Origin of the sequence: Citrobacter sp. RHBSTW-01013, assembly GCF_013781985.1 — a bacterium.
GTDB classification, from domain to species: domain Bacteria; phylum Pseudomonadota; class Gammaproteobacteria; order Enterobacterales; family Enterobacteriaceae; genus Citrobacter; species Citrobacter braakii.
In genome coordinates this window covers 2,880,771-2,905,513 of sequence record NZ_CP056185.1, presented here as the reverse complement: position 1 = coordinate 2,905,513, position 24,743 = coordinate 2,880,771, and the positions used below count along the sequence as shown (strand labels likewise).

The following is a 24,743-nucleotide window of genomic DNA, read 5'->3' as shown; positions in this document are numbered from 1 at the left end:
TGTTTAACAGGCTTTTAACCGTCTACACTAGAGACAGGAGGCCCTATGACCCTGTCTTTTACCACCCGCTGGCGTGATGAATTACCAGCAACCTATACAGCACTTTCACCCACTCCCCTGAAAAACGCGCGCCTGATCTGGCATAACGATGCGCTGGCGGAGCAATTAGCTATTCCAGAGACACTATTTGATATTCCAACCGGAGCCGGTGTTTGGGGCGGTGAATCGTTGCTTCCCGGGATGTCGCCTTTAGCGCAAGTTTATAGCGGACATCAATTTGGCGTCTGGGCGGGCCAGCTTGGCGATGGACGCGGGATCCTGTTGGGCGAACAACAGCTCGCTGACGGCTCAACGTGTGACTGGCACCTGAAAGGCGCCGGACTTACGCCTTATTCCCGTATGGGGGATGGTCGCGCCGTACTGCGCTCGACAATTCGCGAAAGCCTGGCCAGCGAAGCGATGCATTACCTGGGAATACCGACCACGCGGGCATTGTCGATTGTTACCAGCGACACGCCGGTGTATCGCGAAACGGTAGAATCAGGGGCGATGCTCATTCGCGTGGCGCAAAGCCATATGCGCTTTGGCCATTTTGAGCATTTTTACTATCGCCGCGAGCCGGAAAAAGTGCGCCAGTTGGCTGACTTTGCGATTCGCTATTATTGGCCGCAATGGCAGGAAGAAGCCGATAAGTATCAGCTGTGGTTTAACGATGTTGTCACGCGTACTGCGACGTTAATCGCGGACTGGCAGGCGGTGGGATTTGCGCATGGTGTCATGAACACGGACAACATGTCGATTCTGGGACTGACGATGGATTACGGCCCATTCGGTTTCCTTGATGACTACGTGCCCGATTTTATCTGCAACCACTCAGACAACCAGGGGCGATACAGTTTCGATAATCAACCGGCCGCGGCGCTTTGGAACCTGCAACGTCTGGCGCAAACTCTGTCGCCATTTATCCCGGTCGAGGCGCTTAATGATGCGCTGGACAGTTATCAACTGGCGCTGTTAACTCGCTACGGTCAGCGGATGCGACAAAAGCTTGGCTTCTTTAGCGAGCAAAAAAACGATAACGAACTGCTTAGTGAACTGTTTAACCTGATGGCGCGGGAAAGAAGCGACTATACCCGAACGTTTCGCATGCTCAGTCAGACGGAACAACACAGCGCGCAATCCCCGCTGCGCGATGAGTTTATCGATCGCGCAGCGTTTGACGATTGGTTCACGCGGTATCGCTCACGCCTGCAGCAAGACAACATTGCCGACGCAGTCAGACAAACGCAGATGAAGGCGGCTAATCCGGCGATGGTATTGCGTAACTGGTTGGCGCAACGGGCGATTAATCAGGCAGAGCAGGGGGATTACGCCGAGCTGCATCGGTTACACGAAGCGTTGCGTACCCCATTTGTCGATCGTGATGATGACTATGTCAGCCGTCCACCTGACTGGGGCAAACGGCTGGAGGTGAGCTGTTCAAGCTAAGGGGCCAGAAACACCTGCGGGGATCCGTTGGCCGGATGCTGGCCAACGTGTACCTGGGCGCCATACCAGCGCTTCAGGTCATCGGCCTGTAACACGGCCTCTGGCGTTCCCTGCGACACCAGCCTGCCGTTGTGCAGCAACACTATTCTGTCTGCCCACAGTGCGGCGAGATTCAGATCGTGAAGCACAATGCACACATGCAGCTCTTGTGAAGCGGTAAGCGTCTTCAGCAAGCGCAACAGATGCTGCTGGTGGTAAAGATCCAGCGCAGAGGTAGGTTCATCAAGGAATAACCAGCCGCGAGGCGCGCCGTCGCACCAAAGTTGCGCCAGTGCACGGGCTAACTGTACTCGCTGTTGCTCGCCGCCGGAAAGCGCGGCGTATTGCCGGCCCGCCAGCGGTGTACATCCGGTCATTTCCATCACCTGAGCGATAAGTCGAGGTTCCGACCGCTGGGTCCAGGGCGCACGCCCCATCGCGATGACGGCCTCTACCGGCCAGTCAAATCCCAGTTGTGTTTGCTGGCGCATCACCGCCCGATGCCGCGACAGTGTTTGGCTATGCCATTCATCCAGCGGTTTACCCGCCAGCACGCAACGCCCTATAGCCGGTTTCAGAAAACCGGTCAGCAGGCGCAGCAGGGTGGATTTACCCGCACCGTTTGGGCCGATGAGCGCCACCAGTTCACCTTTTTCGAGAGCAAGAGAGACGTCGTCAATCACCGCTCTGCCCGCGACGCGATAGTGAAGCCCTTTAGCGATGAATTGTTCAGCCATGCGGTCCTCGTTGACGAAAAATAAGCCATAAAAACCACGGTGCGCCCAGAAGACTGGTTAGCAAACCGACCGGCATTTCCGCAGGCGCAACCGCCGTACGGGCCAGCGTGTCGGCTATCAGCAATAAAAATGCGCCCGCCAGCACGGAACCTGGGATAACGGCCCGATGGTCTGAGCCGAGCCACATGCGCATCAGATGCGGGATAACCAGCCCGATGAAGCCTATTACGCCGCTTACCGCCACGGCTGCGGCAACCAGCAATGCGCTACAAAGTAGCAAAACACGCTGAACGGTACGCACATCTACGCCGAGGTAATGCGCCTCTTCCTCACCTAACTGCAGCAGGTTCAGCGCCGGTGCCAGACGCCAGATGATCAGCACCGTCGGGACAGTCAATGAAGTGACAGCCAGCAGCGTGGACCATTGCGCGGCCCCCAGACTGCCCATCCCCCATAGCGACAGCTGGCGCAGTTGCGCGTCATTACTGACCCACGACAGAACGCCAACCGCCGCCCCGCACAGCGCGTTGATGGCAATACCGACCAACAGCAGACGTGAGAGTGAAGCGTCGCGTTGTTGGCTAAGGATAAAAATAACCACCGTTGCCGCCAGCGCACCGAGAAAAGCGGCCAGCATGGGGGCGTACAGCATCAACAGCGCGGGCAAAGAGACCGGCAGCACTACCCACAGGGCGACGGCGCAGGCGGCACCGCTGCTTATCCCCAGTAATCCCGGATCGGCAAGCGGGTTGCGAAACAGGCCCTGCATCACGCAGCCCGCGAGCGCCAGAGAACCGCCAATCACCAGCGCCAGCAGGACGCGGGGCAGGCGAATGGTGAGCCAGATTTGACGCAGTGCCTCATCGCCATCACGCCACAGCAGACTTACCGGCAGGCGCAACGCGCCAAAACCGGTAGCCATAATTGTCATCACGACCAACATGAGTGCGAGTGTCCATAAAGAACAACGGATACGTCGCGACATCAGGGCAATTGCTCAGCTTTAGCGCGAAGCTGCAAAATGGCCTGCGGCGTGCGTACGCTAAAGCCGAGCAGCGCCATATCGTCAACCTGCAATACCTGTTTATTCCGTCCGGCAGGCGTCTGCGCCAGGCCCGGCAGCGCCCACAGGTTATCTTCGCCACCCATCGCCTTAACGCCGTCCTGTGAAATCACCACCAGATCGGGCTGGCTGGCAATGACACCTTCCTGCGACAGCGGCTGATAGCGGTTAACACCCTGCATTGCGTTGCGCAAACCGGCGGCACGAATAGCCGCATCGGCTGCGGTTTGCTGGCCCGCCGCCATCGCGGTCATCCCTCCATGATTGAGAATAAACAGCACGCGTTTGTTAAGTTCAGATGACGGCAACGCCGCCAGTTCCTGACGTAAGCGGGTGCGCAGCGTTTCGCCATCGGCCTCCCTATGGGTGGCTTCGGCGATGACGCGAATTTTTTCATCAATCACGTTAAGCTCGTTGCTTGCCGGGATCGTCACAACCCTGACGTTGCTCTGTTCGAGCTGTTTTAGCGCCAGAGAGGGCTGCGCCTGCGCGCTGGCAAGGACCAGCGTAGGACGGGTGGCAAGGATCCCTTCGGCGTTGAGCTGGCGCAAATAACCGACATCAGGTAGGGCGTTTGCTGCTTCAGGCCACTGGCTGGTGCTGTCTCGCGCCACAAGGGAAGACTGTGCTCCCAGTGCGTATACAATCTCGGTGACATCGCCACCGAGAGCAACAACCCGTTCCCTGGACGCAGCCATCGCGACGATGGGCAGTAGCGCAATCAGGACCAGCAGTTTTTTCATGCGGCCAGCCCCTTCGGCGTCAGTGCGTCAATTTGCGCGCGCCATTGCGTCTGCTCTGGTTCGCCTTCCGTTCGTTGACCATACAGCTGGGCGATTTGCGTGCCGTCGGCAGCAAACAGTTCCAGGCTGGTGACGTGGCCATCGGCGGTCGGTTTGCGCGTTACCCATGTTTCTGCCACGCTCTCTTCCAGCAGGTGTAAGGTAAATGTCGGGTTGAATATGTTCAGCCAGCCTTTCATCGGCACCAGTTTTTCTATCACACCGGTAAAAATCTGTACGCAGCCACGATTACCCACAAAGACCATAATTTCATTGCCATCCTGGCGCGCGGTGTCGAGTAACTGCGCCAGAGCGCTATTTGCGACTTTACAGGCCAGATCGTCGCCCACCAGGTTAAACGCCTGTTGGCGGGTGAGGTCGTGGCGTTTCAGCAGACCGAAGAACTGGTGTACATCGGTCATGGCTCGCCACTCTTGATCAACGGTCTGCGCATCGACCGTGACGGTGGCTGGAGCAGAAGGGGGGGCGGGTTGCAGCGCCAGAGGCGGGTTTTCCGCGAAGATGAAACGGGTCAGCAACGCAGCCCATTCCTCAATGAGGGTATTCTGTGTGGCATAGACCTTCAGTAGCGCATCCCCCTGATGGTCAAAGAACTGAATGCTCTGACGTTCGCCGTGGGCGGTTGTTTCGCTGATATGGAACACGCTTGCCCACTGATTGAGGAACAGGCGCAGGTCGAGAGCGCGCGGATTGAGTACCAGTCCGGCATGACCGTTCAGGTGCTGATTGGTAAACGCACCAACCTGCTCATGCACCGCATATTCGTTGCGGCATATACATTTGGTTTCGCCGACGGCTTCCAGTGCGCCGAGGATTTCACGCACTTCGCCACGTAAGCGCCAGGCGTCATGACCGACGCGCGCGAAGGTCAGTTCGGCTTCGCTAATATTCATCAATCCCGCAATATCACGTGCGTATTTGCCAGGATTTTCTTTCTTCAGTTCCAGCCAGCGTGTGTAATGATTCATTGTCTCTTCCTTCCAGATTGCTGCCCCGGCGAACCGGGGAAAAGTGATTACCACTGATAACTCACGAAAATTTTTCCATTACGACCATCCTGCGGAATGCCCTGCGGCGACCAGTACTCTTTGTCGAAGGTGTTGCCCAGTACCAGCGTGGTGGTCATGCCTTTCAGCGCTTGTTGGCCCTGATAGCTCACGTAGAAATCGTTTACCGCATAACCGGGCTGTTTCGTGTAGCTGCTGCTGATATGCGTTGAACGGTCAGCAAATGTACCTATCCAGCCAACGGAAAAACCGCTGTGCGCAACCGGTACGTTCAGTTTGCTGGTGACGGTATCCGGGTTAATGCTGGAAATGTATTCGCCGGTGTCTGTATCTTTGCCGCGCGTACGGTTATAGGCCATGTCGAGGCTGAACAGATCGGCGGAATATTTCGCCATCACGTCCCAGCCCCAGATTTTGGCGTTGGGTACGTTATAGGACATGGTTGTCGCGGCGGCGAAGTCGACGCTGGTGGAGATGTAATCTTTCGCTTTGGTGTCGAAATAGCTGGCTTTAAATTCGAGCGCATCGCTCGCCATCAACAGATCGTCAAAGCGCAGGCCAAATCCGTATTCCTGGGTTTCGTTGGTTTCCGGGCGTAGGTTAGGGTTCGGCACCCAGTAGTTGGTGTAAAAACGGCCAATCGAGAAGTGTTTCGCATCGTTATACATCTCGCCCATGGTCGGCGCACGGAAGGCCTGAGCGTATGATCCGAACAGCATCAGCCAGTCGGTTGGCGCAACGGTGAGCCCGGCGCGGGACGACCATTTATCGGCATCGACATCTTCATAGCCGTCGCTGCTGCCGCGATAAGAGTCATAACGGGTACCGCCCAGCAGCGTAACCGGCAGGTCGCGCAGGGTGATTTCATCTTGTAGCCAACCGGAGCTGAAATCGATTTTTGCCTCCGGGAAACCGGTGGTTGCGCCGCCTGGCTGTTGTTCCTGACGATAGTATTCCCCGCCGTAGGTCAGCAGGTGAGATGCAAAAGAGTCGGTAAACAGGCGGCTGCGGTTGTCGATTTTGCCGCCTTTGGTGGTTTGTTTGCGAAACTCGCCGGTGTTATCCGTGTTTTGCGCATTAATGCGTGCTTCGGACCAGTAGACGCGGGCATCCGCGTTCAACCAGTCATTGTCGGCTGGAGCAATCGAGTAGGTCAGTTGCGCGTCGCGCTGGATGGTTGAGCGATCGGTCATCGGGTTGCTGGTGGCATCCGCTGCGCTGGTTTGCGGGTTTTTAGGTTCACGGGCGTCATTGTTGTAGTAACGCAGCGAGCCGGCCAGCGTCTGGGCGCTGTCAATTTTCCAGCTGCCTTTCGCCAGCATATTGTTAATCGCTTCGTCGTTTGGTGCCGTAGTACCGTCGCTCTGGCGCAAATCACCGCGATCGCGACTGGACCAGGCAAGCAGTCCGTCCAGCGTATCGGTGCGACCAAACGCGCTGGCGCCCATACCGAGGCTGTGATCGCCGGTTGCCGCGGTACCGAACACGCGATAACCGCTGTTTTGTCCGGCTTCCAGCAGATCTTTGGCATCCGCAGTGTCATAGGCGATCACTCCACCTAAAGCGCCGCTACCGTACAGCAGTGCAGAAGGGCCACGGACGACCTCGATGCGTTTGATCAGCGCCGGATCGAGGAAGGTACTGTTCAGGTGTCCGGTGTCGGTTCCCTGACGAACGCCATCAACCAGCACCAGAACGCCACGTCGATCGTAGCCGCGCAGATTCACGTCCTGGCCGTTAGTGCGACCGGTGCCGTCAAGGGTCAGGCCCGGAACCGTACGCAACAGGTCGGCTGCTGAGCTGGCGGTCTGGTTTTCCGGCGCGGTGGCATCAATCACGCTGACCATCATCGGCGCTTCAAAAGCACTACGGGCATTGCCGGTAGCGGTGACGGTCATATCTTCTACCGCCGCATACGCGACGGTGGGCAGGTTACTGATAATCGCCAGCGCCAAGAGCGAAGGGCGCAAGGATGCAGTGTGCAGGTGTGGCATAGCAACTCTCCATTAGGAAATCGAAAAGCGCTGGCTGCCTGGGTATTACCTGGGTGGCTGGCGAAAAGTGGTGTTTATTTGGTCAGAATGAGTTTTCCGGCTTGTGTCTGGCGCAGCAAATAGAGCTGGCCATCGTGTTCTATGATCACGCGCCCCTCTTTGCCCAGCAGACTTTTACTGTCAATTCGGCGCTCGTTTGGCGCGACGGCAGGCGGTGTTTTTTCTTTTGCGGGCGTTGTTGTGTTATCCATACGTGAATAGTTTTTAAAAATAACAATCAATTTAACAATGATAATCATTATCAACAAACTGCAAAATTGCGGCAAGCCTTTTTGTGAAATAATTGTGACGAGAATAAATTTTGTACAATAAGGAGGGGGAAAACAAAGGATTAGCACCGGGAAACGTGATGTTACCCGGCGAACAGCATTAAAAACGGCTATCAACCGCAGAGGCGAGTTTTTCAACCAGTAGTTCAGTATCTTCCCAGTTCAGGCACGGGTCGGTAATGGACTGGCCGTAAACCAGCGGCTGGCCGCTAACGATTTTTTGCGTACCTTCACGCAGGAAACTCTCCGCCATAATCCCGGCAATCGCCGTCGAACCATTGCGAATTTGCTGGCACACATCATCACAAACGTCCAACTGACGACGATGCTGCTTCTGGCAATTGCCATGGCTAAAATCGACCACCAGATGTTCAGGCAGGGAAAATTCGTGCAGGGTATCGCAGGCGGCGGCAATATCTTCAGCATAATAATTCGGCTTTTTACCGCCGCGCATGATGATATGCCCGTAAGGATTACCGCTGGTCTGATAAATGGTCATCTGGCCGGTTTTATCCGGAGAGAGGAACATGTGGCTGGCACGGGAGGCGCGAATCGCATCGACGGCAATACGCGTATTGCCATCCGTACCGTTTTTAAAGCCGACCGGGCAGGAAAGCGCAGAGGCCATTTCACGGTGGATCTGGCTTTCGGTGGTGCGTGCGCCAATGGCTCCCCAACTGATTAAATCGGCAATAAACTGACCGGTCACCATGTCGAGGAATTCTGTTGCCGTGGGTACGCCCAGTTCATTGACCTGCAACAGCAGTTTACGCGCCAGTTCAATGCCGTGGTTCACGCGGTAGCTGCCGTTTAAATCCGGGTCGGAAATTAAGCCTTTCCAGCCCACTACGGTGCGCGGTTTTTCAAAATAAGTGCGCATCACGATTTCCAGACGCGCCTGATGTTTTTCGCGCAGCGCCTGTAAACGCGTCGCGTATTCCATGGCGGCATCAAGATCGTGAATCGAGCAGGGACCTACGATCACCAGTAAACGAGCGTCTTCACCATTTAATATTTTTTCTATCCGGCGTCGGGAGTCCGTAACATGACGGGCGACGGAGGACGAAACAGGATGCCGTTGCGCAAGCTCTGCTGGAGTGACCAGGTTGTCAATACGCGCAGTACGGAGTTCATCGGTTCTGTTCATTACTTGTCTCAGAAATTTGTTGCTTCAACGGCAGGACTACCGGGAAGTGATGTATATCACAATATCATACTCATCCTGCCTGGTGGCGAGCATAATAACAAAAAATCGAACCAATGCACTAGCATTCTAGTACATGCGGCGATTCAGCCCCATGATGTCGAGGATCTTGGTAGCAATCTCTTCTACCGAATAATTGGTACTGTTCAGCCATGGGATCTGGTTTTTCCGGTATAGCGCTTCCACCTCAGCAACCTCCATCCGGCACTGGCGCATCGAGGCGTAACGGCTGTTTTCCCGGCGCTCTTCGCGGATGGCTGCCAGGCGCTCAGGGTCGATGGTCAGGCCGAACAATTTATGCTGTAACGGCTTCAGGGACGCTGGCAGCACCAGATTATCCATATCATCGGCAATAAAGGGGTAGTTGGCCGCGCGAATGCCAAACTGCATGGCCAGATACAAACTGGTCGGGGTTTTACCGCAACGGGAAACGCCAAGCAGGATCACCTGCGCCTGATCGAGGTTGCGCAACGAAATGCCGTCGTCATGGGCGAGGGTATAATCAATGGCGGCAATGCGCGCGTCGTACTTGTTAAGGTTGCCGGGGTTCAGGCCGTGGGTACGATGGGCGATCGGCGTAGGATCGAGCTTCATCTCTTGCTGCAGTGGGGCAACCAACGCCTGCACGATATCCTGACAAAATCCTTCGCTTTGCAAAATGTTCGAGCGAATTTCCGGCAAAACGATAGAGTAAAACACCAGAGGGCGCACGCCAGTTTGTTGATAGATCGCGTCAATCTGGTCTTTAACCGCTCGCGCACGACTCTCATTTTCCACAAACGGCAGCGTAATGCTGCTGATCGTAACCGGAAATTGCGACATTACCGCGTGGCCCAATACCTCGGCGGTGATGGCCGTACCATCAGAAATATAAAATACGTGACGATCAACAGCATTATCCATTTTGCTCATCCTGGGGCAGACATAATTCTCTGAAAGCATAAATTAAAATTCGCCAGAAGCGAATATTGCTGCATCTATTTTGTAAAATGAAACGGTATTTTTATATTTACTGAAAAGTACATTTCATTTTTCGGAACAAATGTTTATACCGGTAGTTTTTGTGGTGATCCCCTGTGGCTCGCGGGTTTGCGCAAATGCGGAAACAATCTGAAAAAATAAAAAATAAAGTTGCTTGAACGATTCACCGTTTTTTTCGCTGAAGTAAATATGCAAAGATAATTACGCAAAATTGAGTTTCCTAACCTCGTTCATATATAAGGATTGTTCGATGTCCAACAATGGCTCGTCACCGCTGGTGCTTTGGTATAACCAACTCGGCATGAATGATGTAGACAGAGTTGGGGGCAAAAATGCCTCCCTGGGTGAAATGATTACTAACCTTTCCGGTATGGGTGTTTCCGTACCGAATGGTTTTGCAACGACCGCCGATGCGTTTAACCAGTTTCTGGACCAGAGCGGTGTAAACCAGCGCATTTATGAGCTGCTGGATAAAACGGATATTGACGATGTCACCGAGCTTGCGAAAGCCGGCGCACAGATCCGCCAGTGGATTATCGACACTCCTTTCCAGCCGGAGCTGGAAAATGCCGTCCGCGATGCCTACGCGCAGCTGTCAGCAGACGATGCCCATGCCTCTTTTGCCGTGCGCTCTTCCGCCACCGCAGAAGATATGCCAGATGCGTCATTTGCCGGTCAGCAGGAAACCTTCCTCAACGTCCAGGGATTTGATGCCGTACTGGTTGCTATCAAACACGTCTTTGCCTCGCTGTTTAACGACCGTGCAATCTCTTATCGCGTTCACCAGGGTTATGACCATCGTGGCGTGGCGCTCTCTGCTGGCGTTCAGCGGATGGTGCGCTCAGACCTCGCGTCTTCCGGCGTAATGTTCTCCATCGATACCGAATCCGGTTTCGATCAGGTGGTGTTCATCACTTCCGCATGGGGCCTGGGCGAGATGGTCGTGCAGGGTGCCGTTAACCCGGATGAATTCTACGTGCACAAACCGACTCTGGCGGCAAACCGTCCGGCGATCGTCCGTCGCACAATGGGTTCGAAAAAAATCCGCATGGTCTACGCGCCAACCCAGGAACATGGCAAGCAGGTGACGATTGAAGATGTACCGCAGGAGCAGCGCGACATTTTCTCCCTGACCAACGCAGAAGTGCAGGAACTGGCGAAGCAGGCGGTACAGATCGAGAAGCACTACGGTCGTCCGATGGACATCGAATGGGCGAAAGACGGTCATACCGGCAAACTGTTCATTGTGCAGGCGCGTCCGGAAACTGTGCGCTCGCGCGGCCAGGTGATGGAGCGTTATACGCTGCATGCTCAGGGTAAAATTATTGCTGAAGGTCGTGCTATCGGTCACCGCATTGGCGCGGGTCCGGTCAAAGTCATTCAGGACATCAGCGAAATGAACCGTATCGAACCTGGCGACGTCCTGGTTACCGACATGACCGACCCGGACTGGGAACCGATCATGAAGAAAGCGGCGGCGATTGTCACCAACCGTGGCGGTCGTACCTGCCACGCGGCGATCATTGCCCGTGAACTGGGGATCCCGGCCGTGGTTGGCTGTGGTGATGCCACCGAGCGTATGAAGGACGGTGAGAAAGTCACTGTCTCCTGTGCCGAGGGTGATACCGGTTATGTTTACGCTGAGATGCTCGACTTCAGCGTGAAGAGTTCCAGCGTGGAGACCATGCCGGATCTGCCGTTGAAGGTGATGATGAACGTGGGTAACCCGGACCGGGCTTTCGACTTCGCCTGTCTGCCAAACGAAGGTGTCGGCCTGGCGCGTCTGGAATTTATCATCAACCGCATGATTGGCGTACACCCGCGTGCGTTGCTGGAGTTCGATGACCAGACGCCTGAGCTGCAAAACGAAATCCGCGGCATGATGAAAGGTTTTGATTCCCCGCGTGAATTCTACGTTGGTCGTCTGACGGAAGGGATCGCCACGCTGGGTGCGGCGTTCTATCCAAAACGCGTTATCGTGCGTATGTCAGACTTTAAGTCCAACGAATATGCCAACCTCGTCGGCGGTGAGCGTTATGAGCCGCATGAAGAGAACCCGATGCTGGGCTTCCGCGGGGCGGGCCGTTACATTGCTGATAGCTTCCGCGACTGTTTCGCGCTGGAATGTGACGCAGTGAAACGTGTCCGTAACGATATGGGCCTGACTAACGTAGAAGTGATGGTACCGTTTGTACGTACCGTTGCCCAGGCGAAAGCGGTAGTGGAAGAGCTGGCGCGTCAGGGGCTGAAACGCGGTGAGAACGGACTGAAGATCATCATGATGTGCGAGATCCCATCCAACGCCTTGCTGGCCGAGCAGTTCCTTGAGTACTTTGACGGCTTCTCCATCGGTTCAAACGACATGACGCAGCTGGCGTTGGGACTGGACCGTGACTCTGGTGTGGTTTCTGAACTGTTTGACGAGCGTAACGACGCGGTGAAAGCGCTGCTGTCGATGGCGATTCGTGCAGCCAAGAAACAGGGCAAATACGTTGGTATTTGCGGTCAGGGTCCATCCGATCACGAAGACTTCGCCGCCTGGCTGATGGAAGAGGGGATCGACAGTCTGTCGCTGAACCCGGACACCGTCGTGCAGACCTGGCTGAGCCTGGCTGAACTGAAGAAGTAACATCATGCCGGATGGTGGTGTAAATGCCTTATCCGGCCTACGGTTAGTGTGCAACGTAGGCCGGATTAGAGGTGTTAGCATTGCCATCCGGTACTTTACCCTTCAACGCTTTCCACACTCTCCACGCTTAAACGCTGAATGATATCCTGACGCAGCTGGTATTTTTGTACCTTGCCTGACGCCGTGCGCGGTAACGTTTCGACAATGACGATGTGTTCCGGATATTTATACTTTGCCACCCGTTTGCGGCTAAAAAAGGCCACCACTGATTCCAGCGACAGCGAATGATGCGGCGGTTTCAGCACCACATAAGCGCACGACCGTTCACCTAACCGATCGTCTGGCATCGCGACAACGCAGGCATCATGAATGCGCGGATGCTGTAATAAAATATCCTCCACTTCGCGGCTGCTGATGTTTTCCCCACCGCGCACAATAATATCTTTTTTACGCCCGGTAATTTTGATGTATCCCGCTTCGTCCATGCGGCATAAGTCGCCACTGTAATACCAGCCATCTTTGTCCAGCGCGCGGGCGGTCAGTTCAGGCTCATCGAGGTAGCCCATAAAAACATTGGGGCCACGCGAGGCCTCTTCACCTTCGCACCCTGCAGGCAACGTATTGCGCGCTTCATCGACGACTTTAATTTCCACGCCTGCGGCGGCATATCCATCGGTATTCATTATGCGTGAAAGTGAATCGTCGAGATTGACCAGCGCATGCGGCGAGCTCTCCGTCGAACCATAGATGCTTAACAATTTAATGCCGCGCTGTTGGCAGTCACGGGCAATCTTTTGCGGAATGGTGGTGCCACCGCATAAGAAAAAACGTAGTGATGTGAGATCACAGGGCCGTTTTTCCAGACTACACAACATGTCGTAGACGAAGGGGGTTGCACCGAGCACGCAGGTACAGCGTTGTTGCTCGAGCAGTTCAAGACAGGCGGTTGGGGTGAATATATCCAACAATACGCTGCGTGCGCCGATTAAAAACGGCGCGGTAACGCCATGCAAAAAACCGGTAGCGTGTCCCAGTGGGGCGGGCATCAAAACCACATCCTGCCAGGTGAGATTGAGTCGGGCACAGTAGGCGCGTTCGCTGGCAAGGATATTGTTGTGGGTTAACATTACGCCTTTCGGCATTCCCTCGGTTCCGGAGGTAAACAGCACGGCAGCCAGTTCATCGGCGTGAACGTTAATAACCTGGGTTAATGGCGGAGCCTGAAGCAGTTGGCTGAACGCCAGCGAGGCGGTGGCCGGTGCCAGTTTATCTACGGCGACAATCTGTTGCAGATGCGGCAACTGGTTTTGCAAGGGGAGGATCAGATCAACCGGTCGGGTCTGTTTAAACAACGTCGGTGCGAAAAAAATCTTCGCTTTGCATTTGTTCAGTACCCACACCAGTTCCGCTTCGCGCCAGGCAGGCAGCAGTGGTACGGAAACGGCTCCGGTTTTCAGGCAGGCCAGGTAGATAATGGTGAACTCGCACCAGCCAGGCAACTGAAAGGCAATGCGATCGCCGGGTTGGATCCCGCAGGCTACAAACCAGGTTGCCAGACTGCTGGCAGCATCGTCGAGTGCAGCGTAGGTATATGAAGCGCCATGATTATCAACCACGGCGATTTTATCCGGCATGGCTCTGGCGGTTTGGTGCCAGTAATCGCCAAGCGAAGCATCTCCCCATAAACCCAGTTGTCGCCAGGCCTGGCGACGTTCGGCGTTAAACGTAAGTGTGATACTCATGAAGTTATTCCCAGGATTATTTCGGCATACATCTGACCGGATGGCCAGGCGGGGCCAATCCGGCGTACAACATGCAAAATCCGTTAGCCGTAGCGGAAATCAACGCCAAATGTTCCGAGCGGGTATTCCCATTGTGTGAGGATCGTGTCACCGCACAGCACCCGGCAGGTGCCGCACTCCAGGCAGCCTGCGGAATCAAAATGAATATTTCCACTCTCATCCTGTTTATACAGTCCGGCGGGGCAGGCTTTCAGCAACTTGCGAAATTCATTAAGGTCGGGATGTTCAGCCAGAATGATGTGCGGGTGGCCTTCATCAACATTAAATTTATTGACGCCCAGTTTGACGTCGACGTTAACGTTAGTGTCCTGATTCATAGTGCGGTGGCCCCCTTGATGCCGTCTTTCAGTAAGTTCATCAGCCCAATCTGCCTGGCATGGGACATGATCATCTTGCGAACGGGCTGATTTGGGCTTCCGTCAACGGTAAACATATCGTTCATGATATCGGCCACCATGCGGGGATACTGGGTGAACAGGCGCGGGTTTTCCATCAGCGCCGGGATCTTGCGAAAATGCTGCAAATCACGCATCACACAGCCCTGTTCGAGGGCGCGTTTGTAATCCATCAGGCTACTGGCCGAGTAATCCTGGCGCTCTTTTGCTGCAATGGCTGTTTGGGCGGCGGCTTCTGCGGAGGCTATCGCCAAATCCATGCCGCGCACGGTATAACCCAGATTCAGACAGAAACCAGCGGCATCGCCGACGATCATTACCCCGTCATCAACCAGTTTCGGAACCATTGCCAGACCGCCTTCCGGTACCATATGTGCGGAATACTCCAGCAGTTCACCGCCGGCAATCAGCGGACGAATAGTCGGGTGTCGCTTAAAGTCTTCCAGCATTTGCGGAATGCTTTTCGTGGCATGGGCAATATCCCCCAGACCACACACCAGGCCCAGAGAGATGGAATCCTGGTTGGTATACAGAAATCCGCCTCCCATCAGTCCATCAGACGGTGAGCCTGCGAACAGCCAGGCTGCACCTTCGTTGCCTGACAGATTGAACCGATCCGCAATCACCGCTGACGGTAAGCCGATCAGCTCTTTTACGCCAACGGCATAGTGCTGCGCAGAAGAGGGGGGAACCATCCCCAGCGACCGTCCCAGCATAGAATTAACGCCATCGGCTAGGATGACAATATTGGCTTCGAGGATATCGTCCCCGGCTTGTACTCCGGTGACCTTATTGCCTTCGCGAATTAGCGCGTCGACGCGCACGCCGGGGATAAACTGCACGCCAGCCTGTTCCGCTTTTTCCATTAGCCATGGGTCAAGCCGGTTGCGCAAAACGGTATAAGAGTCCTGCGCTGGCGCGTTGTCTTTTTCACGATGGAAGTCGAGGGTAACGGCGCTCTCTTCGGTCAGGAAGGAGATTTTTTCGCGGGTGACTTTACGTTCGAGAGGCGCTTCCTGCGCGAATCCGGGCATGATGCGCTCAAGGCTGTGCGCGTAGAGTCTCCCGCCGGTCATATTTTTACTGCCCGCACTGTTGCCGCGCTCAATGACCAGTACGTCCAGTCCGGCCCGGGCCATAACGTAACCTGCCATTGTACCCGCTACACCAGCCCCGACCACAATGGCATCAAATTTTTCATCTGACATGCTTTATGCTCCTTTCCCGCCGCGAGGGCAGCGGGAGATGTGCGTTAACGGGATTAGCGGCTGAGATGGTCGATAAGGGCCGGAACCACTTTGTAGATGTCGCCCACCAGACCGTAATCGGCGTAATTGAAAATAGGGGCTTTTTTATCTTTGTTGATGGCGACAATGACTTTCGCGCCGTTACCGCCGACCATATGCTGAATTTGTCCTGAGATGCCCAGCGTGAGATACAGGTCTGATTTCAATAACACGCCAGAAACGCCAATGTAGCGTTCGCGTTCCATCCAGTTTTCGCCTTCGGCAATCGGTCGTGAACAACCCACTTCAGCACCCAGCACCGATGCCAGTTGGCGCACCATTTCCAGATCGTTTTGCGCCACCAGACCGCGACCCACACCCACCACGCGCCTGGCTTTGCTGAGATCCACGCTGCTCACGGATTTGGCGCGACGCTCCAGGCACATCACTTCATGGTGCGGCGCGATGTACGTTGCTGAGACAACCGGGCAGTTGTGCGAGGCGTTTTCCGCGACCGGTTCAAGCAGGCCTGGAGCAAGCGTGATAATCGCCAGCGTACTTTTGATTTTTTCTTTGCCAAATGCCAGACCACCATACATCCGGTGTTCGGCGAACAAAATGCCTGCATCCAGCGTTACCGATGTGGCGTCGTTCACCATCGCTGCGTTGAGCTGAATACTTAAGCGTGCGCCAAGGGATTTGGCTCGTTTAGTCGCGGACATCAGCAGCAGCCCGGCGTGTTCCTGCATCAGGGCGGCGATGGTCTCAGCGTAATTTTCAACACGCTGTAAACCGGAGGTTGCGTCGAGCACGACTATCTTATCGGCGCCCAGGGCTTGCAACTGATTGGCCTGGTCGCTGCCTTGTACGATAAGGTGAACCTGCTCACCCCACAGGCGAGCGCCGGCCATTAATTCTGCATAGCGTTCTACGTTATCACTGAACACCCAGACGTTGGCTAATTTACTCATGATGATTTCTCTCCGTTGGGCTTAGTTCAGGGCTTTTTTCAGGTGTTCAGCCAGTTCGGCAATGGCTTCTGCTGAGTCATTTTCCAGAATGATGTGCTGACGTTCGGTTTGCGGCGGCACGGTGAGACTCACCAGCTCCGCTAACGGTGACGCAGGTATCCAACCAATATCGCTGGCTTGCCACGGGGTGACCGGTTTTTTACCCGCGCCCAGAATCGCCTTCATCGAGGGAATACGCGGTGTGTTGATATCCGACGTCACGCACAGTACGGCGGGGAGCGGCAGATCAATTACTTCGACTTCATCTTCAAGTGTGCGCTCAACCACAAGGCGATCGCCGTTACGTTGGATGCTGCTGACGGCATTAATCACCGGGAGCTGTAATAGTTCGCCAACCAGTAAGCCGACCTGCTGCGCGTAGATATCCCCCGATCCTTCACCGAACAGCATCAGGTCGAAATCCATATTTTTGGCTGCACAGGCCACCGCCTGAGCGGTATCCCGGGGTAATGAATGCTCCAGCTGTGGATCCTGCACCATATACAAACTGTCCGGCCCGCGGGACAGCACGTCTTTACGCACTTTGGAGTTTTGTAGTAGCGACCCGCCCACCGTTAAGGCGATGATTTCATCACCCTCCGCGCTAAGCTGCGCTGCGGCCTCTATCGCATTTAAGTCAAACTGGCTGATTTTGGCATCGGCCCGGTCAAAGTTAAGCGAGCGCTGTGGGGTAACAACAATGTCCTGTTCTTCAGGCACCAACTTAAAGCAGGTTATTATTTTCATGGCATCTCCAGTGATTCTCGTGTGGATGATGACGTGGTGCGTCATTATCGACAGTAGGGAAAATTGACTGAAAATAGTGTGCGACAGAGGGAGGGCTGTTTTCGACGGGGAAATCTGTTTTCATTGCCAACAATCTTGCAAAAAAAACGTCCCGGGAATGCCTGGTTTATCAGCAATAATCAGACTGTGCGTCCCAGAGGAAAAAACGGGAACACAAAGACAGTGAAAATAATTGCGAAATGCGTCATGTTTTTAATCGCCTCTGCGCTGAATTTGTTTCTTATATGTAAATTATTAATGCAGACTTAATAACATTTATTCTTTTTGATTATTATAAAACGCAAATAATCAATGGCAGCAATGTACCAAAGCAAAAGGTGTCATCTTGCAGACGGGGCAAATAATTTTGTTTCGCCGGGAAGGAATAACGTTGTATAACGTCATTATCATTTTTATTTTCTGATATTAATAATCCCAAAATTGCTGCCTTTAGGTGGAGGTTGTCATGTATCAACGCTGCTTTGATAATGCCGTGGAGACCCTTTTTGAACAGGGGAAAACCCCGAGATTCTCGCGATTCGTCATCAGTGATGACCCTAACTGGGAGTCGGGTCATCACGTTCACGATAATGAAACAGAGCTTATTTATGTCAAAAAAGGGGTCGCAAGATTAATTATCGATTCGTCGCTGTATGTCGCGCATGCCGGGGATATCGTGGTGATAGAGCAAGGGCGACTCCATGCGGTTGCTTCGGATAGTAGCGCGCCTGCAACGACTTACACCTGCGCGCTCTACGGTTTTCGTTTCAACGGCTGGCAGGATAATCAGCTATTGCAGATGCACTCGTGTCCGGTGATTAGCGTTACTCAGGGGAAGGAAGTTATTAAGAGTATCTTTAATGAGTTGGGGGTTATGCTCCCCCAGAGCAAAAATAACCTGACATCTTCAGCCTACGACGCTTTTGCTTATGCTCTAACCGTTTTATTTTACGAAAACTTTAAAAATGCCTATCGTTCTGAGCAAGGTTATATTAAAAAAGATGTCTTAATTAAAGATGTGCTGGTTTATTTAAATAATAACTTCCGTGAAAAAATTACTCTCGATCAGTTATCCAAAAAATTCCGGGCCAGCGTGAGTTATATCTGCCATGAATTTACTAAGGAGTATCGAATTTCGCCGATCAATTATGTGATTCAGCGACGAATGACCGAGGCGAAATTTGCCCTGACGAATACGGAAGCTTCGTTAGCGGAAATCTCCTGGCGGGTAGGGTATGAAAATGTCGATCACTTTGCCAAACTCTTTCAGCGGCATGTGGGTTGTACCCCCAGTGATTATCGCAAGCAGTTTAAAAATAATCTGGTTGAGCAGGAATGCTTGATGCCAGAGGTCTGATTATCCTGGATCGTGCCGGAAAACGCTTGTGCGCTATCCGGCACGGATTACCGCTTACTTATTCTGATAATCTTTCAGGATTTGGCGTCCGGCGACGTAAATCATAATTTCGTCGGTGCCGCCGCCAATGCGCTCGCAGCGAACATCGCGCCAGAATCGGGAAACGCGCGCTTCATCGGTGTAACCCAGCCCGCCCATGATCTGAATGGCGTCATCAATCACTTCCATTGCCGTGCGGGCGCAGTACAGTTTTGCCAACGCCGCGCTGGTCCGCAGCGACTGTTCCTGATCGGCCTGCCAGGCGACTTTCAACACCATATTGCGCATGTTTTCAATTTTAATCGCCATCAGCGCCAGTTTTTCCTGGATCATCTGGTTATGGCCAATCGGTTTACCAAATGCGATGCGCTGGTTAGCGTAACGGGCGGCATCTTCGAAGGCGCACTCGGCGAAACCGGTACTACGCGCGGCGTTGATCAACCGTTCCATCTCAAAGTTGTACATGACGTTGAGGAAGCCCATGCCTTCTTCGCCGACCATATCGCTTTCGTCTACTTCAACATCATCAAGATAAACTTCGCAGGTGCTGAGCATGTGCCAGCCGATTTTATGCAACGGGTTCACCTTAATGCCGGGTTTCTTCGAATCCACCCACCACAGCGTAAAGGCTTTCTTCGGATCTTTCGGCTCCGGATCGCGAGCCAGTACCAGCATATAAGGATACTCTTTAGCGCCGGTGATAAAGGTTTTTTGCCCGTTGAGATATACCTTGCCGTTTTTGCGGGTGTAGCTGGTGGTGGCGCTGTTATTGTCTGAACCTGCTCCCGGTTCGGTTAATGCCAGCGCATAAGCCGGATCGCCCGTTTCCATGGTGCTTTCTGCTGTTTTACGTAACTGCTCGGCGGAGCCAAAACGACGCATACTGTGAATACACTGACCGTTCGTGATTAAAAAAGCGGGTGCGCCGCATTTGGAAACTTCCATCAGTGCCAGCATCTGTGTGACGTAATCTGCCGGGATGCCGCCAAATTCTTCCGGAACGCCCAGCATTGAAATACCGTTGTCCGCAAGGGCGCGCATAAACTCTTTCGGATAGGTCGCCGTCTGATCGCAGGTACGGAAATATTCCTCCGGGAAATTGCTGGTAATCAGTTCGCGAATGCTGGCAAGCAGCAGCTCTTGTTCTTCAGTTAATGAAAAATCCATCAGGGTACTCCTTTTAATTGGCGGCATCGGGCAATATAAAACCCATCGAAGCATCGATAAATAATCTTTCGTCCATCAGTTTCAGTTCCGGAGAAATAACCGGAGGGAAATCCATTTTGTCCAGAATGTCTTCCTGTAAAGAGACTCCTGGCGCAATTTCGACTAAATGAAGGCCATCTTCTTTTAACGTAAATACAGCACGCTCGGTGATGTAACGGACATCCAGTCCGCGCTCGAGTGCAATTTTTCCGCTGAAAGTGACTTCTGGTAATTCGTTGACGAATTTTTTCACCCGGCCTTCCTGCACGATATTTAATTTGCCATTGGCCACTTCCGTTTTCAGGCTTCCGGCAGTTAACGTGCCGCAAAATATTATTTTCTTCGAGGTGGCGCTAATATCGATAAAACCGCCGGTCCCCATAATTTTGCCATTGAATTTATGTACGCCGACATTGCCGTGGCGATCCACTTCGGCGAAGCTTAAATAGCAGACATCCAGCCCACCGCCGTGGTAGAAGTCAAACTGGGAGGTCATATCCAGAATCGCGCGGGTGTTGACGTTGGCGCCAAAAGCGATGCCCTGGGAGGTAATTCCGCCAATCGGACCGGTCTCGACCGTCAGAATAAAGTCGTCAGCGCAGCCTTCTTCGCGAGCAACGAGACCAATACCATCGGCGATACCCACGCCAACGTTGCCGACCGCGCCTTTACGCATTTCGAACAGGGCGCGTCGGGCCACCAGTTTACGCTGATTGAGCGGCAGGGCAGTCTGCTGGCTGTCATCAAGGACAAAATCGCCCGAGATAAAGCGGTTAACCGGCGCGCCGCCGTACAATTGAGTTTGATCGGGATCGATGACCACAATATCGACCAGATAGCCCGGAATACGCACGGCTTTTGGGTGCAGTGTGGCTTTCTTCACCATTTTTTGCACCTGCATCATGACGATGCCGCCGTTGTTGTGAACGGCCTGAGCAATCACCAGCGCGTCGAGATACATAACTTCATCTTCAAACGTGGCGTAACCTTCGCTGTCGCAGGTGGTGGCGCGAATAAAGGCGATGTTTGGCGCAATGGCTTTGTAATAGAGGTACTCTTTGTTATCAATTTCCACCAGCTTGATCAGATCTTCGGTGGTCACTTCATTCAGCTTTCCGCCCTGTTGGCGGGGATCGACAAATGTTCCGATACCGATCTCACTCAGAATACCCGGCTGGTGGGCTGCCGAGGCACGCAGGGTCTGGGTTAATACGCCCTGAGGATAGTTATAGGCGGCAATTTTATTCTGCTCAGCGAGGTCGGAAATTCGTGGTGATTGTCCCCAGTGGCCGCATAATGCCCATTTGACTAAACCTTCTTGTGCTAACGGGCTAATTCCACGGTCAGCACGGTCACCTAATCCCGTTGGGCTAATCAATGATAAGTTTCGGGGAGAGTGTGAGTTTTTATATTTTTCAGCCAGCGCGTTAATTAATGTTGTTGCTTCGAGAATACCGCCGCCTGCGCCTAATACACAGAGCGTTGCCTCATCAGGAATATAATTAATGGCATCCACTGCGGATAATACGGGGACCCGACCATCAATGCGTTTTGGTCTTGATAATTTCATATGAACTCCAGATTATATGCGTGCGACTACCTGTCGCTATATTCGACAATAATAATGTGAGTTATTTAATAATGTCCGGCCATCTGCCCGATATTCGGGATTAAGCGAATATCTGGGGCAGGGCATTACTGATATTAATATGGATAAACAGTACTATTACGCCTGATGCAATATGGTCAAAACGGTACGTAGGTCGGTGACCGAAATTTGCCCAGGGGCAGAGGCTTTTTTCACCGCGCCAAAGGTTGCCGCTGAACCGAAAACCTCACCGGACAGACGTGAAATCACCCCTGTTTTAGCCATCGACATGGTAATGATCGGGCGATCGGCATAGCGTTCCTGCATTTCCAGCGTGGCGCCAAGCAGGGTCAATACATCCGTCTTGTTTTGCGGCATCAGGGCGATTTTCGGGATATCAGCGCCAAGCTCCTGCATTTTACGCAGGCGCAGGACAATCTCTTGTGCCGCTGGCGTCTTATGGAAATCATGATTCGACATAATGACGGCGACATTTTTTGCATGTGCATATTCGACGGTGGCTTTAATCAGTTCGTCACCGGTGAAAAGCTCCAGATCGATCATATCGACCAGACCGCTATCTATCGCCGCACGGTTTAGCGCAATATAGTTTTCGACAGCCAGCGCCTGTTCACCACCTTCTTTGGCACTACGGAAGGTGAACAGCAGCGGTTTGTCAGCCATCACATCGCGGATGGCGCGTGCAGCTTCCAGTACGACATCAACGGAGGACACCTCGGTGAAATGGTCAACGCGCCATTCCAGAATGTCGAAATCCGCCTCGCGATAGGCCAGCGCTTCGCTTTTTACCGTTGCGATGTCTTTACCCATCAGTGAGACAATGATCTTCGGCGCACCCTCGCCAATGACGAGGTTTTTTACGGTTACGGTTTTCATCGATTACCCTTTAAATATTTTACAAATGCTTGCCCATCAGGCTGCAAAACCCATAACCTGTTTCACATACTCAAGAGGGAAATCTTTCCCGGTCCAGAGTTTAAACTGTTCAGCCCCTTGCCATAACAACATGCCGTAACCATCAATCGTTTTGCAACCGGCAAGTTGTGCCTGTTGCAATAATTTGGTCATATGCGGGTTGTAGACGCATTCAGTCACCAGCAGATCCGGGCGTAGCAGGGAAACGTCGGTCACCAGAGATTCGTTCTCCAGCGGCTTCATTCCCACTTTCGTACCGTTGGTCAGAATATCCGCGCTTGCCAGTGCGTCCGCAAAAGCCTGTCGATCGTCGAGATCGATAACGGTGACCACGCAATCGGTATTTTCATTAACACGTTTGGCGAATTCCTGTGCTTTGGCAAAGAACTCATCTTGACGGTTAAAGAGTTTGATTTCTTTGATGCCTTCAATCGCTGCCTGGGCGCCAATGGCCGTTGACGCGCCGCCTGCGCCCAACAGTACCATGGTTTTACCCCTGATATCGAAACCGCTTTCCTTGATGGCGCGAATATGCCCCGTGCCATCAGTATTGTAGCCGCGCAGGTAACCATCATCATTGACGATAGTATTAATCGCGCCGACCAGTTTGGCTGCAGGCGTTAATTCATCAACATATTCACATGCCAGCTGCTTGTTGGGCATCGAGACTCCGGTACCGCGCATTTTTAAGGCCTTCAGCCCGGCAATCGCATTAGCAAACGTGGAGTTATCGACTTCAAATGCCATGTAGGTAAAAGGTAATCCCGCTTTTTCTAATGCCTTATTTTGCATTTCAGGCGACAGGCTGTGTCTGATAGGGTAGGCCATCAGACCAATCAGTTCATATTTTGCAGTTACGTCCATTTGATACTCCTTCTAAGCAATTTATTGAAAATAACGTTCGCCCAACCGCACATCATTTTTGGGAATATCAAATACGCGGTAGTAACGAATAAAGACGATGATGGCGGTGATGAAGGCCAGCAAAGCAAATGCGAGGTCCAGCAAAATGATGTACTGCAGGCCAATGTTTGAAAGGTATCCGGTGATTAATGGGATAATAAAGTTGGCTACGCCCCCCATCATCATATAAATACTGGTGACCTTGGCTTTGCTCCTGGGGAAAAACTCTGACATCACCGAAACGCCGAGCTGTAAAATACCGCCTGCGGCAGAAAACCCGATAAGAAATGAACCGGCGTTACACACCAATGGGGATGGATATAAATAGATAACCGCTGCGGTGAGGGTTGCCAGCCCGGCGTTAAACACATTCGCCCAAATGGGTCGAACCATTTTCTTGAGCAGTACAGCAAAAATAAACACGCAGACCAGCGATCCCATACTGTAGTAAGAGATGGTTTTCAGCGCGTCGGCTTCTGCCATGCCGGCAAATGCCATCGCGTATTTCGGCATCCAGACCACGATGACGTAAAAGGTCGAGAATGCGGCCACCCCAAACATAACGGAGGCTACGCCTTCCAGCCAGACCAGCGGTTTACTGTTCATCTGCGGTAGCTCTTTTGCAATGCCCGCATCCACCATCTGGCTGGGGAAACGGCTTTTGAGCAGCATCAACGTTATGACGACGAACAGTACCCCCGGGATAATGACCGCATAGCCGTACCAGATATGGTTGAGCAGCATGGTGCTGACGACGATGGGGTAGATCATCTGCCCGAATGAGACCATCGCTTTAACCAGGATAACCGCTGACCCAGACGCCTTAGGGAAGCATTCCATCAAAGCCGGATAGCCACCTGTATCCAGGGCCGAGTTAGCGACGCCGACACAAACAGCGAGAATAAAGGCAATCATCAGATTCGGGCTGGCGGGAATGCCGAAGAAAAACAGCATGTACAGAATTGCTCCTAACAGAATGATAGCCCGTCTACCAAATTTATCTGAGAGCACACCAAAGAATAAAATACTCACCAGGCGGCCAAGACCAATGCCGGAAATTAAATAGGCTATCCCAGCATTGTCAGTGGAGAATTTTTCTGCGAGAGAGCTCATATTTTGCGCCAGTGTAATGACGCTAATGCCGTGTAAAAAATAACTTAAGTAAATACAGATTATCGCCAAAAGAAATGGCGTATTAAAGGTCTTATTTTGAGACATGTT

General features: G+C 53.1%; 21 protein-coding genes. 3 read left to right on the top strand and 18 right to left on the bottom strand.

Annotated features, from left to right (window positions below; genetic code table 11):
- Window positions 1-45 precede the first annotated feature (45 nt).
- On the top strand, window positions 46-1,488 hold the full coding sequence (gene selO, locus HV350_RS14040) for a protein adenylyltransferase SelO (RefSeq protein ID WP_047500304.1): 1,443 nt from the start codon (window positions 46-48) through the stop codon (window positions 1,486-1,488).
- On the opposite strand, the gene HV350_RS14035 is transcribed toward selO, so the two are convergent.
- The 8 genes from HV350_RS14035 to ppsR form a co-directional block, all read right to left on the bottom strand.
- Complete coding sequence (locus HV350_RS14035) at window positions 1,485-2,264, bottom strand: heme ABC transporter ATP-binding protein (protein WP_047417835.1); 780 nt, start codon at window positions 2,262-2,264, stop codon at window positions 1,485-1,487. The two genes, selO and HV350_RS14035, sit on opposite strands and share 4 nt — an antisense overlap.
- Window positions 2,257-3,249, bottom strand: coding sequence for an iron ABC transporter permease (locus HV350_RS14030; RefSeq protein ID WP_032947022.1), 993 nt, complete (start codon window positions 3,247-3,249; stop codon window positions 2,257-2,259). The genes HV350_RS14035 and HV350_RS14030 overlap by 8 nt, the downstream gene beginning before the upstream one ends.
- Complete coding sequence (locus HV350_RS14025; protein WP_181628742.1) at window positions 3,249-4,070, bottom strand: hemin ABC transporter substrate-binding protein; 822 nt, start codon at window positions 4,068-4,070, stop codon at window positions 3,249-3,251. Before HV350_RS14025 ends, HV350_RS14030 begins: the two co-directional genes overlap by 1 nt.
- A complete protein-coding gene (chuS, locus tag HV350_RS14020; RefSeq protein WP_016152880.1) occupies window positions 4,067-5,098 on the bottom strand; it encodes a hematinate-forming heme oxygenase ChuS in 1,032 nt (343 codons plus the stop codon). The genes HV350_RS14025 and chuS overlap by 4 nt, the downstream gene beginning before the upstream one ends.
- Window positions 5,099-5,145: 47 nt before the next feature.
- Entirely contained in the window at window positions 5,146-7,131 is a 1,986-nt protein-coding gene (locus tag HV350_RS14015; protein ID WP_181628740.1) for a TonB-dependent hemoglobin/transferrin/lactoferrin family receptor, read from the bottom strand.
- Between the two features lie 74 nt (window positions 7,132-7,205).
- Window positions 7,206-7,382 carry a hemin uptake protein HemP gene (hemP, locus tag HV350_RS14010; RefSeq protein ID WP_137367684.1) on the bottom strand — a complete coding sequence of 59 codons (177 nt, stop codon included), beginning with the start codon at window positions 7,380-7,382 and terminating at the stop codon, window positions 7,206-7,208.
- A gap of 178 nt (window positions 7,383-7,560) precedes the next feature.
- Window positions 7,561-8,607: a 3-deoxy-7-phosphoheptulonate synthase AroH gene (aroH, locus tag HV350_RS14005; RefSeq protein WP_016152883.1), complete on the bottom strand. Its 1,047-nt coding sequence runs from the start codon at window positions 8,605-8,607 to the stop codon at window positions 7,561-7,563.
- A 126-nt stretch (window positions 8,608-8,733) separates the two neighbouring features.
- Window positions 8,734-9,567, bottom strand: coding sequence for a posphoenolpyruvate synthetase regulatory kinase/phosphorylase PpsR (ppsR, locus tag HV350_RS14000; protein WP_181628738.1), 834 nt, complete (start codon window positions 9,565-9,567; stop codon window positions 8,734-8,736).
- A gap of 328 nt (window positions 9,568-9,895) precedes the next feature.
- Here ppsR and ppsA point away from each other — a divergent pair, with 328 nt between their 5' ends.
- A complete protein-coding gene (ppsA, locus tag HV350_RS13995) occupies window positions 9,896-12,274 on the top strand; it encodes a phosphoenolpyruvate synthase (protein WP_016152885.1) in 2,379 nt (792 codons plus the stop codon).
- Between the two features lie 95 nt (window positions 12,275-12,369).
- On the opposite strand, the gene fadK is transcribed toward ppsA, so the two are convergent.
- The 5 genes from fadK to HV350_RS13970 form a co-directional block, all read right to left on the bottom strand.
- Window positions 12,370-14,016 carry a medium-chain fatty-acid--CoA ligase gene (fadK, locus tag HV350_RS13990; protein WP_049040470.1) on the bottom strand — a complete coding sequence of 549 codons (1,647 nt, stop codon included), beginning with the start codon at window positions 14,014-14,016 and terminating at the stop codon, window positions 12,370-12,372.
- Between the two features lie 83 nt (window positions 14,017-14,099).
- Window positions 14,100-14,393, bottom strand: a complete 294-nt coding sequence (locus HV350_RS13985; protein WP_016152887.1) for a ferredoxin — start codon at window positions 14,391-14,393, stop codon at window positions 14,100-14,102.
- Window positions 14,390-15,679 (bottom strand): FAD-dependent oxidoreductase, encoded by a 1,290-nt coding sequence (locus HV350_RS13980; RefSeq protein WP_049040471.1) that lies wholly within the window; start codon window positions 15,677-15,679, stop codon window positions 14,390-14,392. Before HV350_RS13980 ends, HV350_RS13985 begins: the two co-directional genes overlap by 4 nt.
- 53 nt (window positions 15,680-15,732) lie before the next feature.
- The gene (locus HV350_RS13975) at window positions 15,733-16,668 is read right to left on the bottom strand and encodes an electron transfer flavoprotein subunit alpha (protein ID WP_109017539.1); all 936 of its coding nucleotides are present in this window, start codon (window positions 16,666-16,668) and stop codon (window positions 15,733-15,735) included.
- Between the two features lie 21 nt (window positions 16,669-16,689).
- Window positions 16,690-17,454: an electron transfer flavoprotein gene (locus HV350_RS13970; RefSeq protein WP_101700829.1), complete on the bottom strand. Its 765-nt coding sequence runs from the start codon at window positions 17,452-17,454 to the stop codon at window positions 16,690-16,692.
- A 505-nt stretch (window positions 17,455-17,959) separates the two neighbouring features.
- On the opposite strand from HV350_RS13970, the gene HV350_RS13965 reads away from it, so the two are divergent.
- A complete protein-coding gene (locus HV350_RS13965; RefSeq protein ID WP_016152891.1) occupies window positions 17,960-18,850 on the top strand; it encodes an AraC family transcriptional regulator in 891 nt (296 codons plus the stop codon).
- 54 nt (window positions 18,851-18,904) lie between these two features.
- On the opposite strand, the gene HV350_RS13960 is transcribed toward HV350_RS13965, so the two are convergent.
- From HV350_RS13960 to HV350_RS13940, 5 genes are all read right to left on the bottom strand, one after another.
- Window positions 18,905-20,056 (bottom strand): acyl-CoA dehydrogenase, encoded by a 1,152-nt coding sequence (locus tag HV350_RS13960; protein WP_003836610.1) that lies wholly within the window; start codon window positions 20,054-20,056, stop codon window positions 18,905-18,907.
- Between the two features lie 13 nt (window positions 20,057-20,069).
- Complete coding sequence (locus tag HV350_RS13955) at window positions 20,070-21,665, bottom strand: acyl CoA:acetate/3-ketoacid CoA transferase (protein ID WP_047358873.1); 1,596 nt, start codon at window positions 21,663-21,665, stop codon at window positions 20,070-20,072.
- 156 nt (window positions 21,666-21,821) lie between these two features.
- Window positions 21,822-22,580: a type I 3-dehydroquinate dehydratase gene (gene aroD, locus HV350_RS13950; protein ID WP_103928149.1), complete on the bottom strand. Its 759-nt coding sequence runs from the start codon at window positions 22,578-22,580 to the stop codon at window positions 21,822-21,824.
- Window positions 22,581-22,616: 36 nt separating this feature from the next.
- Window positions 22,617-23,483, bottom strand: a complete 867-nt coding sequence (gene ydiB / locus HV350_RS13945) for a quinate/shikimate dehydrogenase (protein WP_016156358.1) — start codon at window positions 23,481-23,483, stop codon at window positions 22,617-22,619.
- A 21-nt stretch (window positions 23,484-23,504) separates the two neighbouring features.
- Window positions 23,505-24,740, bottom strand: a complete 1,236-nt coding sequence (locus tag HV350_RS13940; protein WP_053390159.1) for an MFS transporter — start codon at window positions 24,738-24,740, stop codon at window positions 23,505-23,507.
- Window positions 24,741-24,743: the final 3 nt, after the last annotated feature.